This is a genomic window from Marinobacter azerbaijanicus, assembly GCF_030250645.1.
GTDB classification, from domain to species: domain Bacteria; phylum Pseudomonadota; class Gammaproteobacteria; order Pseudomonadales; family Oleiphilaceae; genus Marinobacter; species Marinobacter azerbaijanicus.
On sequence record NZ_JASSVS010000003.1, the window covers coordinates 522861 to 534918 of the forward strand.

10 protein-coding genes are annotated in these 12058 nt (G+C 57.9%); 5 read left to right on the forward strand and 5 right to left on the reverse strand.

Translation table 11 applies throughout. The features are described 5' to 3' along the window. Positions 1 to 10: 10 nt before the first annotated feature. The 3 genes from ubiB to ubiE are packed head-to-tail and all read right to left on the reverse strand — an operon-like array spanning position 11 to position 3086. Positions 11 to 1660 (reverse strand): ubiquinone biosynthesis regulatory protein kinase UbiB, encoded by a 1650-nt coding sequence (ubiB, locus tag QPM17_RS08835; RefSeq protein ID WP_285390287.1) that lies wholly within the window; start codon positions 1658 to 1660, stop codon positions 11 to 13. Next, the gene (locus QPM17_RS08840; protein WP_285390288.1) at positions 1657 to 2295 is read right to left on the reverse strand and encodes a ubiquinone biosynthesis accessory factor UbiJ; all 639 of its coding nucleotides are present in this window, start codon (positions 2293 to 2295) and stop codon (positions 1657 to 1659) included. Before QPM17_RS08840 ends, ubiB begins: the two co-directional genes overlap by 4 nt. Further along, positions 2295 to 3086, reverse strand: coding sequence for a bifunctional demethylmenaquinone methyltransferase/2-methoxy-6-polyprenyl-1,4-benzoquinol methylase UbiE (gene ubiE, locus QPM17_RS08845; protein WP_285390365.1), 792 nt, complete (start codon positions 3084 to 3086; stop codon positions 2295 to 2297). Before ubiE ends, QPM17_RS08840 begins: the two co-directional genes overlap by 1 nt. Before the next feature lie 138 nt (positions 3087 to 3224). Between ubiE and QPM17_RS08850 the strand changes: the two genes are divergently transcribed. Next, positions 3225 to 3503, forward strand: a complete 279-nt coding sequence (locus tag QPM17_RS08850; protein WP_285390289.1) for a polyhydroxyalkanoic acid system family protein — start codon at positions 3225 to 3227, stop codon at positions 3501 to 3503. Between the two features lie 15 nt (positions 3504 to 3518). On the opposite strand, the gene QPM17_RS08855 is transcribed toward QPM17_RS08850, so the two are convergent. After that, complete coding sequence (locus QPM17_RS08855; protein ID WP_285390290.1) at positions 3519 to 4268, reverse strand: DUF8198 family protein; 750 nt, start codon at positions 4266 to 4268, stop codon at positions 3519 to 3521. A gap of 73 nt (positions 4269 to 4341) precedes the next feature. Beyond that, positions 4342 to 5265, reverse strand: coding sequence for an alpha/beta hydrolase (locus QPM17_RS08860; RefSeq protein ID WP_285390291.1), 924 nt, complete (start codon positions 5263 to 5265; stop codon positions 4342 to 4344). Between the two features lie 344 nt (positions 5266 to 5609). On the opposite strand from QPM17_RS08860, the gene QPM17_RS08865 reads away from it, so the two are divergent. The 4 genes from QPM17_RS08865 to QPM17_RS08880 all read left to right on the forward strand — a co-directional run bounded on the left by QPM17_RS08865 (position 5610) and on the right by QPM17_RS08880 (position 11947). Next, positions 5610 to 7004: a WS/DGAT domain-containing protein gene (locus tag QPM17_RS08865; protein WP_285390292.1), complete on the forward strand. Its 1395-nt coding sequence runs from the start codon at positions 5610 to 5612 to the stop codon at positions 7002 to 7004. A gap of 181 nt (positions 7005 to 7185) precedes the next feature. Continuing rightward, positions 7186 to 8289 (forward strand): porin, encoded by a 1104-nt coding sequence (locus tag QPM17_RS08870; protein ID WP_285390293.1) that lies wholly within the window; start codon positions 7186 to 7188, stop codon positions 8287 to 8289. A 249-nt stretch (positions 8290 to 8538) separates the two neighbouring features. Beyond that, positions 8539 to 9708: a nitric oxide-sensing protein NosP gene (gene nosP / locus QPM17_RS08875; RefSeq protein WP_422732740.1), complete on the forward strand. Its 1170-nt coding sequence runs from the start codon at positions 8539 to 8541 to the stop codon at positions 9706 to 9708. Next, positions 9686 to 11947, forward strand: coding sequence for a hybrid sensor histidine kinase/response regulator (locus QPM17_RS08880; RefSeq protein ID WP_285390367.1), 2262 nt, complete (start codon positions 9686 to 9688; stop codon positions 11945 to 11947). The genes nosP and QPM17_RS08880 overlap by 23 nt, the downstream gene beginning before the upstream one ends. Positions 11948 to 12058: the final 111 nt, after the last annotated feature.

The window sequence follows — 12058 nt, forward strand, 5'->3', positions numbered from 1 at the left end:
ATGACGTCCGTCAGTTGTTTCGGCTGCTGCCGGCAATCAGCCAGGCAGCCGCCGCCAGCAACGCCCAGCCGTGGGCCGGCATGGTCTGGGCCAGGGTGGCAAGGTCATGGTCGATACTCAGCCAGGCCACTGTCACCAGTGCCGCTGCCGCCAGCCCCCTGCGCCAGCGCCGGTCGGCACGGGCGCGGTTTTCACGAATAAGTTCCAGTGTAGCGCGGCTGGGCTGGTCATTGGAGCCCGAATTGCGAAGTTGTACCAGCGCATCGTGGACCAGTTGCGGCATTTCCGGTGATTGCTCCAGCCAGGCCGGCAGGTGGGATTGCAGGGACTTGATCAGGCCGGAAGGTCCGATGCGCTTTCGCATCCAGGTTTCCAGGAAGGGTTGCGCGGTGCTCCACAGATCCAGGTCCGGATAGAGCTGCCGTCCAAGGCCTTCCACATTCAGCAGGGTTTTCTGCAGCAGGACCAGTTGCGGCTGTACTTCCATATTGAAGCGTCGTGCGGTCTGGAACAGCCGCAACAGGAAGTGGCCAAAGGAAATGTCCTTGAGCGGTTTCTCAAAAATGGGCTCGCACACGGTGCGGATGGCAGCCTCGAATTCATTCACCCGGGTATCCGGAGGCACCCATCCGGACTGAATGTGAAGCTCCGCCACCTGGCGGTAGTCACGGCGGAAAAACGCCAGCAGGTTGCGGGCCAGGTAGCTCTGGTCATCCGGAGCCAGGGTGCCGACGATACCGAAATCAACGGCGATGTATCTCGGGTCCGCAGGGTTGCTGACATCCACGAAGATATTGCCTGGATGCATGTCGGCGTGGAAAAAACTGTCCCGGAAAACCTGGGTAAAAAAGATCTCAACACCTTTTTCAGCCAGTACCTTCAGGTCCACGCCGGCTTCCCGCAGTGCCGCAACATCCGCTATGGGGATGCCATGGATACGCTCCATGACCAGCACCGACTTGCGGGTATAATCCCAGTCAATGGAGGGAATATAGATCAGCGATGAATTCTCGAAATTGCGACGGAGCTGGCTGGCATTGGCGGCTTCCCGCTGCTGATCCAGTTCGTCGTGGATAGTGGAGTCGTAATCCGCCACCACCTCTACCGGATGCAGTCGCCGCCCCTCGGACCAGTACCGTTCCAGCAGGCCGGCCATCATGTACAGCAGTGCCAGGTCCTGGCGGATAACCCGCTCGATGTCCGGGCGTATGACTTTGACAACGACTTCCCGTCCATCCCGCAATGTGGCGGCGTGGACCTGAGCCACCGAAGCGGAAGCCATGGGCTCTTTGGAAAACTCCGCAAACAGCTCTGCCACCGGTGCGCCGAGGGATTTCTCGATGATGCCCTGGGCGACCTCCCCGGGGAAAGGGGGTACCCGGTCCTGCAGGTTCTTGAGGGACAGCGCCATGTCGTCCGGCAGCAGGTCCCGGCGGGTGGAAAGAATCTGGCCGAATTTGACGAACACCGGCCCCAACTCCTCGAAGGCCAGGCGTAACCGGTCCCCACGATCAAGCTTTGGTTGCGGGAACAGATGCCAGGGTGCCAGGAGGAAAAACAGCTTCAACGGGACGGGCAGTTCCGCCAGTGGCAGAAAGATATCCAGCCGGTAACGGCAGAATACCCAGGCAATGCGGAACAGGCGTTGCAGGCGCGTCACGGCGTCTCCGGTTGGTCTGATCTGTTGGGTTTTTCCAGCTGCTCAATCCTGGCTTCCAGGCGCTCGGTCCGCAGCGCAAGCCGATCAATATCCGTGAAGGTGGCTTCCAGTTCCCGGCGCCCGGGAAGGCTTTGGCTTTCTTCGTGGATATACTCTTCGACATTGGCGTTCAGGGATGTGAAAGCCTGCCGGCTCCACCCCAGGGCGCCGCGAATACGCTGGCCGATGAAATGGGCCGGCACGTCGCCAACATAGGCGGCCATGGCCGCTTCCCAGTCCGGGTCGAGCTGATCGATGGCGCGCTGGAACTGGTGCGCCATAGCCGTATCACCGGTGACACGGATGCGTCCTTCGCTGAACACCCGGCCATCACCGGTAGCCAGGGCGGCAAAGGCCATGGGCCGCCCGGACAGCACCAGCGCCGGAGATTCCGCGGGCTGGCCGGCGACCTGAACCCGGCCCCCAGCCTGTTGCAGCACCAGTGTGAGGTTGACTGATTCGAAGGAAAACTGCACGGGCCCTGTCAGCGCCGACGTCATTGCCTGCTTTCCCGCCGGATCCAGTTCCAGGGCGCGGTTGAGGGCGCTCTCGACGATGGCGGTTACGGCGGACATCAGGGTGGGGCCAGGAAACATCAGGGCTTGATTCCCACATGCAGGGCGACCACGCCCCCGGTCATGTTGTAGTACTTGCAGTTTACCAGGCCGGCCTCTTCCATCATCGCTTTCAGGGTGTCCTGATCGGGATGCATGCGGATAGACTCGGCCAGATATTGATAGCTGTTGGAGTCGCCGGCTATCAGTTGGCCCATCAGCGGCAGGGCGTTGAAGGAATAGACGTCGTAGGCTTTGCTGAGCAGTGGATTCTTGGGTTTGGAAAACTCCAGTACCATTACCTTGCCGCCAGGCTTCAGTACCCGGGTCATGTCCCTCAGTGCCTGGTCCTTGTCGGTGACATTGCGCAGGCCGAAAGCAATGCTAACGGCGTTGAAGCTGTTGTCCGGGAATGGCAGGTGTTCAGCGTCGGCCTGCACGTACTCAATGTTACCGGCGTAACCGCGGTCCATTAGCCGGCCCCGACCAACCTGCAGCATCGAGGCATTGATGTCGGCAAGCACGACCTTGCCGGTAGGGCCGACCAGATCGGAAAACTTCATGGTCAGGTCGCCGGTGCCGCCTGCAATGTCCAGTACCTGGTGGCCTTTGCGTACACCGGACAGCTCGATGGTAAATCGTTTCCAGAGGCGATGGATCCCCATGGACATCAGGTCGTTCATCAGATCGTATTTGCCGGCCACTGAGTGGAACACTTCTGCCACCTGGCCCGCTTTCTGGCTTTTTGGCACATTGCGAAAGCCAAAGTGCGTGACGTCGTCCTTCGGGGCCTCTGATCGGGGCTGGTCGGCAGACGGTTGTTGCTCGCTCATGACTTTTTCCTGGTGTTCACTCATGGCTGGGTCCTGTCAGAATCTGAACCCCGTATTCTAACGCCTGCAGGGGTGGCTACAAGTTTAATGGCACCTTACACTATAAAACGTCCCCTATTTCCCGGAGAAACCCGATCCATGTCCGTTATTGATGTCCATCGCGCCCATTCCCTTGATAAAGATCATGCTCGCAAGGCGGCGGAGACCCTGGCCCAGGACCTGTCGAAGCAGTTCGATGTGAATTATCAGTGGGAGGGCGATCATCTGAAGTTCAAACGCAGTGGGGTGAAGGGGCACCTGAATCTTACTGATAGCGATCTCCACATTCATCTGGAGCTGGGGTTGATGCTCCGGCCGTTCAAATCCCGGATCGAACAGGAGATTCATTCCCAGCTGGATCAGATTCTCACTGCCTGAGCCGGGTTGTCCCGTTTAAAGGTCATCCGGCAGGTCAAATGGCTTCGGGTGGCCTTTCAGAATGTTGTCCATCACCTTTTTTTCCCGCGTGATCAGGCGGTCGATCAGCAGTTCCACATCATCCATTTTACGGAATGCGGAATAGCCCCGGTGCAGGAAGCTGTGGAGGTCACTCAGGTCGGCCATTTCCGCGGGCGCGCGGCTCATTGTCAGCAGCCAGCCGAGAGTGCGGTTACGTACGTAGCGATCCAGTTGCTGCCCGACTTCCGCTACCAGTGTGATCTGCCTCTCGCGGTGCTCCATGCGCTGGCTGCGGCGGAAGACCTGGCAATAGTCGTCCTGGGTAAGAGACGCGGGCGAGAGCCCCAGATGATGGCACAATTCGGCCAGTTCCAGGTCCAGTTGCTGGGTAATCAGGTTGAGTTCCACCAGACCGGCAAAGGTGTCCAGGAGATTGTCCGGTAGCCACTTCACCATTTTCGGGAATACCCGGTCGATGTTGTCGTCACGCCGGGTCATGCCGGCAGGAGCGTAAAGATCTGTCAGCAGGAATTCCAGGCCAGTGTGGTATCCGGGGTGCCGGTAGAGATCTGCATGAGTGGCTTTCAGCCGTTCCGCCTGCCAGTCGGCGATCAGGAAGGTATGTTCCAGCAGAGGGTGGGTTGCCTTGTGCTGGCGGAAATCATGGTAGTCCAGTAGCAGTTGCTGCAGGCGGCGAGCGCTGTCGGAATGGACGTTGGTGGCGACAAGGCGCTCACGATACATGGGAATCTGGCTCCGCTAAACCTGCAATGGAAGCGGGCCAGTTTAGCGGAGCTGGACTGTTTGTGCAGCCCTGTTAACCATGCGCGGCGGTCGGCAGGCTCTCAAAGCCGGGTACCCATTCCTTGCTGTCGAGGGTAATAAAGTGGCTGGGGGCCTCGGTTTCGATAATGCGCATGGTAGTCGGGCTCTGTCGCGCACTGGCCAGCATGGCCTGCCGGTCAAGGATACGATCCACCGCGGGGATCAGAAAAGTGCCATAGCGGACCCTGCTGTAGACGCTGGCGTCGGTTCGCTCCATCCAGGCCATCAGATTCTCGATGTTGCGGACAATGGTCAGATGGTCCTTGGTGGCGGAAAACAGCTTGCCCAGCAATTGCTTCTTGCGCGGATTCATTTTACCGAAGAAGGTCTGGCCATAGGCGGAAGAAGGGGCGCTGTTGATCAGGCGGATCAGCCAGGGCCACATGCCGTGGCTCACCGGTTCCAGTACCGCTGTTACCAGAGCAGAGAGCCGACCATTGGGCAGCACGGGGGCTTCCAGCACCACCTCGATGTTTTCGTACAGCTCGGGCCATTGATGGATGGCTTCCAGAATCACTGCGCCACCACGTGAATGACCGTGTACTCGGATATTTTCAGTGCTCGGCAGGTTTGCCAGAGCCTGGTTCAGAATACAGGCGTCGTATTCAATGGTGCCTTCCAGGTGCCTGATGGGCACTTCCCAGTCCGGAGACTCGGGCGTGACACCATTGACCGGAATGTGATAATTGCTGCAGGTCAGCAGAATCAGTTCAGTGGTGGGTGCTTCGTATGCCTGGGTAAAATAGCAGTGATTTTCCAGAAAGCCGTGAACACCGACAACAGTCTGCTCCGCCTTGCCGCTATGGTTGCGCACAGAGACGGCGCCGGTGCCTACACGGTAAACGCGCCCCGAAAACATCTCGGAATAGGCGCTCTCAATCGGTTTTATCAGTTTACGTACATGGCTCGCTTTCATAACTGCTCTCCTCCAGCACCCGGTGTTTACCTTTTATTGGTCTTTGTTGGTGCTGGTAATGCCAGTTGTACCGCCATATGTCGCTACATATATTGGCACTGGTTACCGTTTTTACGTTCAGTTACGGCCAATAGACTTTTGGCGCACAGGACGTAAAAGGCACATCTGGTGCCTAATAACCATTTCATTAATCCTTATTCCCAGTATAGAGGGGATAGGTTACGCCCGTGTAACTTTTTGTAAGTGCGTGATGCGAGTCCTTATATGGAGCCATCCGGGCTTGTCTGGCACAATGCGGGGTCAACTTTCCATTTCTTGCAGCATTTACCCGGGGACAGACAGGTTTGAGTCAAAAGGAATCGCATCTCCTGTTGCCTGTGGATTCAGCCTGGCTGGCCCTGGAACGCCCCGAAAACACCATGACCATCACAGTCATGCTGCGGGTTGAAGGGTTGACGGAAGCCCGGCTAAGGGAGTTTCTGCGTATCTATTGGCTGGCCTGGGAGCGTTTCCGTTTTATGCCGGTGCGCCACACCACGGGCTGGTGGTGGGAAGAAGATCCGGTGTTCTCCCTCAATCATCATCTTGAAGTGGTTCCGGGTGAGTTGGGCCGGCAGGCATTACAGGGCTGGGCGTCCGCCCGACTGAACCAGCCCTTGCCCACTTACCGTCCCCTGTGGAAGTTCTGGCTGGTTCCCGATGCCGAGGGCGGCGCCGCACTGCTCTTGCGAATGCATCACTGCTATGCCGATGGGCTGTCACTGCTGGGCATATTCGAGCGCCTGTGCCCGCCTTCTCCCCAACAGGCCCCAGTGCTCTATGGTGCGCGGGAGGAAGCAGACACCGGTCGCTGGTCACGAGCTGCAAACGCCTGGCTGCGTGAGCTGACGGCGAGCGAGCTACCGCAGACCGACATTGCAGAGAGCGGGACCAATTCCCGTAACGGTGGTTCTGCTGGCCGCAATGCCCTGGAGCGGGCGACCTGGAAAAGTCTCAGACTGGTGAATGAACTCAGTCAGTTTCTGGTGGAACCGGAAGATACGGTTTCATGCCTGAAGCGACCACTGCTGGGGCGGCGGCAATGTCGATGGTCACAGCCGGTGGCGCTTGAGCGCTTCCGCTGCATCGCCACGACCACCGGCGTAACCATCAACGATGTACTGCTCAGCTGTGTGGCCTCGGCGGTTCGCAAGCGGCTTGTGGCAGACGACACCGACATCGACGAGGCAGTGCTCCATGCTGCGGTGCCCGTGGATATACGCAGTCGTCTGCCGGAGGAGATAAAACCCGAACCAGGGACCCTGGGCAATTACTTCGGTACCGTTTTTGTTTCTTTGCCGGTGGATGGCGAAAGTTCGCTGGAACGGCTTTTCCGCATCAAGCATGAAACCCGCAAACTCAAGAAGAGCTGGCAACCGGGACTGTCCTGGGCATTGGCTGGCAGCGCTTCCCTTATCCCGGAAGCCTGGCGTCAGCCTGTTGCGGATCTGTTCTATCGCAAGGGCAGTGCGGTGGTGTCGAATGTACCGGGTACCCGGGATGAGCGCTACCTGGCCGGTTGCCGTATCCTGGAGCAGATGTTCTGGGTGCCCCAGGCAGGTGATATCGGGCTTGGGGTCAGTATTGTCAGCTATGCCGGCCAGGTACAGTTCGGTGTTGTCGCTGACGAGGCCGTTATGGCTGACCCGGAAAGCTTCCTGGACGACTGCCTGCAAGAGCTTGAGCTCTTACCCTCCTGACTGGTAGTAATCCCAAAGTTCTGTTTCCAGAGCCTCCTAAAAGATCAGAAAACCTGCCCCCTTGGCGCATTTTCCACTCCCTCCGCTTCGCCGACCATGGAATTCAGGCGAGAGAGTGCGCCTGAGACACGGGTAATCACCCGTTGCTCAACACCCAGATTCAATAAAAACCGGGGGAGTTATGAACAACAACAATTTCAGAAAGTCAGGGTTGGCAGTTGCTATGGCTGCAGCCATGGGAGCAAGCGCCGGCGCCAATGCAGCCATTGAAGTGTACAGCGAAGATGGCACCAGCTTTTCGGTGGATGGCTATTTCAACGCGTTCTATGTAAATCGCGACGACAAGCTGAATGACACTCGCAATTCGGACGTCAAGATGGGATTCCTGCCCAACACGATCGGATTCAACTTCAGTAAAGAGATGGGTGATCTGACACTGGGGGGACGCTCGTCATTCTGGTCCACCATCAACGACAGCCTGCAGTCACCCACCGATACCGCCATTGACGTGCGCCAGCTTTATGCCACCGTTGACGGGTCTTTCGGCCAGGTCCTTATTGGTAAGGATTTTGGTCTGTACGCCCGCTCCAACATATTCCTCGATGAGGTTCTGATGGGCTTCGGCTCCCCGGGTGCGGCAACCGGCGTTTCCTTTGGCAACATCCGCACTGGTTATCCGTATCCGAATCCGTCGGCCCAGATTACCTACCGGACTCCGGATATGGGCGGCCTCAAGGTGGCCGCTGGTATCTTTGAGCCTGCCAATACCACACCTGGCGCCCAGTCCGAGCAGTCAGCACCGCGTTTTGAAGCAGAAGTGACTTATGGTGCAGACCTCAACGGGGTATCGCTGACCGGCTGGGTAAATGGTCGTCACCAGAGTTCCGAGAATGCGACCACTGAAATAGACAGCCAGGGCCTTGGCTACGGCCTCAAAGCAGCGGTGGCGGGTTTTTCACTGACCGCATCCGGCTTTACCTCAGAGGGTGATGTGCCAGTGTTGATCTCGGACGCAGCTCTTGCCTCGGAAGAGGATGCGGACGGCTATCTGGTTCAGGGTTCCTACACCCTGGGCGCCAATCGCTTTGTGGTTTCCTATGGTGAAACCGACTCTGATCAGGGTGATTTTGAGACCGAGAACACCTCCTTTGCGGTTTTCCATGATGTAAACAGCAACTTCAAGCTGGTTGGCGAATACAACATGTTCGAGCAGACCACAAAGTCGACCGGAGCGGATGCTGCGGAGTTCGACACGCTGGCGCTGGGTGCCGTCATCACGTTCTGACCGTACCTTCATGAAGAGGGCTCCAGATGCCGGCACGGAATTCCGGTGCTGGGGACCTCTCTTAAGACTAAAGTGCCGCTTTGCTTTCCCGCAAACCGGCAGCGCCGGCAGGCATTGATTCTGGAGGTAGTTTAATCAATGGCTTACGATCATTTTGGCGCGCCTATCAAAAGCACTGAAGTCGCATTGGCTGCATTCGCAAAAGCCGTAGAATCGGTACAAAGCCATCCGGTTTCGGAGCGCCCATCCATGAAGCCAGCCACAACACTGCCTGCCGTCAGGGTAGCCAGTTCCTATGTACGTGATCCCATGCTGGCCGCCACCAATCTTGCCAGTCAGCTAAGCCATGAGCATCTCGGCTGCGTGCTGTTCTTCTGTTCTGCGGAATACGATCTTGGCCGCCTGGGCATAGCACTGGAACATGTATTCGATGGAGTTCGTGTCAGTGGCTGCACGTCAGCCGGAGAGATTACACCGGATGGTTATGGCCGTGGGTGTATTACCGCCATCGGCTTTGATGCTCGCTATTTCTCCATCGACTGCGCACTGATCAGTGAACTTGAGAGTTTTACTCTGCAGGACGCCCAGGACGTGATTGATGGCCTTCTTTCTACCTGTCGGGATGCCCGGCTGGCCCCCATCAAGGGCAACACCTTTGCCATTACCTTGCTGGACGGCCTGTCGAGCCGGGAAGAGCTCGTGCTGGCCACACTCAATGCTGCTCTCGGTACCATCCCCCAGTTCGGCGGTTCCGCCGGGGATGATGAACGCCTGGCCAATACCCACGTGTTCTTCGACGGTAAGTTCCACACCGGTGCGGCCACGGTGATGCTGGTGAACACACCCCTGGATTTCCGGGTGTTTTCCACCCATCACATGGAGGCAGGTAACGAGAAGCTGGTGGTTACCCATGCCGATGCCAAGAGCCGCACGGTTTACGAGCTGAATGCGGAGCCGGCGGCAGAAGCCTATGCCCGTGCCGTGGGTGTGACGGTGGAAGAACTGGACCGCAAGGTTTTCGCTCTGCGACCCATGGGGGTCCGAATTGGTGGCCACTATTTCGTGCGATCGGTGCAGCGGGTAAACGCTGACATGAGTCTGACTTTCTACTGCGCTGTGGAAACCGGCATTGTGATGACAGCCATGGAGCCAGGCTCCCTGCTGGACAGTGTACGCACCCAGATTGAAGCTTCCGAGCGGGTTGTGGGGCCGCCGCTGGTGACTATTGGTTGTGACTGTTTCCTGAGACGCCTGGAGGCGGAATTGACCGGCGTGGCGGACGAGGTTTCGGATTTCCTTCGTCATCATCGGGTCATCGGTTTCAATACCTACGGAGAGCAGTTTGACGGGATGCATATTAACCAGACATTTACGGGGGTGGTGATTGGTCAGCCTGATGCCGGTTGTGGACACAACTGACGCTGACCCTGAAAATCGCAGGGAGCAGCGTATTGCCGAATTGGAGGCTGAGAACGAACGCCTCCGGAAAATCCGGGACGCCCTGATTGTACGGGTAGAGTCAGGCTCGGCCCACAAACCCGAGCCTTACGCAGTGTTTGAGCATTCGGTGGTGCTGGCGGAACAGGTGCGTGAGCGGACTGAAGCCCTCAACCAGACCATGGACGAGCTCAAGGGCAGCAATAAGGCTCTGAACCGCGCCCGTGAAGAAGCCGAAACCACTCGCCAGCGCCTGGTGGATGCCATTGAAAGTATTGCTGACGGTTTTGTGCTTTTCGATCACCAGCATCGCCTCATCCAGTGCAACAGCCGGTTCCGCAGTTACTGGAAACACTCCGGCCTTGAGGTGCCGCCGGCCGGCACTGCAATCAGCGACGTGAAGGAGCATGCGGTCAATTCCGGACTGATTGTTGAGGAACATGCCAATGCCTCTTCTGAGGGCACGGTGTTTCTGTTGTCCAATGGCCGCTGGGTCCAGATGACAGAAAGGCCTACCCGTGAAGGGGGGCTGGTGGTGCTTTACTCGGATATCACCGACGTCAAGAACAGCGAAATGGCCCGTCGTATCAGGGCGCTGGAGGAAAGTGAGCGCTGGATTCGCGTGGTGACAGACCATGTGCCTGCCTTGATTGCCTATGTCGGCGCGGACATGACCGTGCAGTTCTGCAACAAGGTCTATGAAGCCTGGTATGGTCGCAATGGCGAATCGCCATTGGGGAAACATCTGCAGCAGGTCCATCAGCCGGAGTTGTACCGGCGCCTCATGCCCCATGTTCAGAAGGTGCTGAAAGGCGAAAGCGTTAACTTCGAGTTCGAGGAAACCAACGACACCGGAGAGACTCGCTACATGCTGCGGGCCTACGTACCCAATGTGGACACCGAAGGCGAGGTGACGGGTTTCTTTGTATTGATCCGGGATATCACTGACCGCCGAAAAACCGCCCTGGCGCTGGAACGGGCCTACGATGACCTGGAGCGGCGCGTCAAGGAGCGCACGGCAGCCCTGACCGGGCTGAACAACCAGTTGCGTCAGGAAATTGATGAGCGTGCTGCAGTGGAAGCGCGACTCAGGGATGCCAAGATGGATGCCGAACGTGCCAATCTGTCCAAGACCAAGTTCCTGGCGGCGGTCAGCCACGATCTGTTGCAACCCCTGAACGCGGCGCGTCTGTTTACCAGTGCCCTGCTTGAGCACTCCTTTGGTCCGAAGGCTGAAGCCCTGGTGCGGTCGGTCAGCACGTCCCTGGACGATGTAGAAAACCTTCTGGGCACCCTGGTGGATATCTCCAAGCTGGATGCAGGGGTTATCAAGCCGGATATCATGGCGTTTGACCTGCGGGACTTGCTGAACAATATCGCCCGGGAGTTCCGTCAGATGGCCATGGCGGAGGGCCTGACTCTGGATTTTGTGCCGTCATCGGCGATCGTGGAGTCAGATTCGCAGCTGCTGGCGCGGATTCTTCGCAATTTCCTGACCAATGCCATTCGTTACACCGGCTCGGGACGAATCCTGCTGGGATGTCGCCGCCATGCCGATTATGTGCTGCTGCAGGTCTGGGATACCGGACCGGGTATTCCCCAGGACAAGCTCACCGAGATTTTTCAGGAGTTCAAACGCATCCGCCCGACCGGCTCGCAGCCGGACAAGGGCCTGGGCCTCGGCCTGGCGATCGTGGACAAGATTTCGCGAATTCTGGGCCACGAGGTGACCGTATCGTCCATTGAGGGCAGGGGGTCAGTCTTCAGTGTGAAGGTGCCCGTGGGGCGACTGCAGCCCAAGAGGCAAACCCAGGAGGAAAACCGGATCGTGTCAAACGACAGTGGCCTGGGCGGCGCCAGGATCTGGGTAATTGATAACGATCACGCCATCTGCCAGGGCATGCAAACATTGCTGGAAGGCTGGGACTGCCAGGTGATTTCAGCGGTTTCCCTGGAAGACCTGGAGCGCCAGGTGGACCCGGCCTCAAGCGAGGTGGATCTGATTCTGGCGGACTACCACCTGGATAACGATGAAAACGGGGTAGACGTAGTGGCCAATATCAACGGCCGCCGGCATTGCCCGGCACCGGTGGTGATGATCACCGCCAACTATACCAACGAGCTGAAGCAGCATATCCGCGAGTTGGGATACGTGTTGATGAACAAGCCGGTGAAGCCGTTGAAGTTGCGGAGTGCGTTGAATCACCTTTTGAGAGGGTGAGGATGTTCGGGGTTTTGTCGGATTACGCCTTTGGCTAATCCGACCTACGGAGAGTAAGACCGTATAAATGTAGGTCGGATTAGCCGAAGGCGTAATCCGACAAACATGCGC

Coding starts and splice junctions, on each gene's coding strand:
- QPM17_RS08840 (WP_285390288.1), bottom strand. CDS start 2,295: ATGTTTCCTGGCCCCACCCTGATGTCCGCCGTAACCGCCATCGTCGAG.
- ubiE (WP_285390365.1), bottom strand. CDS start 3,086: ATGAGCGAGCAACAACCGTCTGCCGACCAGCCCCGATCAGAGGCCCCG.
- QPM17_RS08850 (WP_285390289.1), top strand. CDS start 3,225: ATGTCCGTTATTGATGTCCATCGCGCCCATTCCCTTGATAAAGATCAT.
- QPM17_RS08855 (WP_285390290.1), bottom strand. CDS start 4,268: ATGTATCGTGAGCGCCTTGTCGCCACCAACGTCCATTCCGACAGCGCT.
- QPM17_RS08860 (WP_285390291.1), bottom strand. CDS start 5,265: ATGAAAGCGAGCCATGTACGTAAACTGATAAAACCGATTGAGAGCGCC.
- QPM17_RS08870 (WP_285390293.1), top strand. CDS start 7,186: ATGAACAACAACAATTTCAGAAAGTCAGGGTTGGCAGTTGCTATGGCT.
- nosP (WP_422732740.1), top strand. CDS start 8,539: ATGAAGCCAGCCACAACACTGCCTGCCGTCAGGGTAGCCAGTTCCTAT.
- QPM17_RS08880 (WP_285390367.1), top strand. CDS start 9,686: ATGCCGGTTGTGGACACAACTGACGCTGACCCTGAAAATCGCAGGGAG.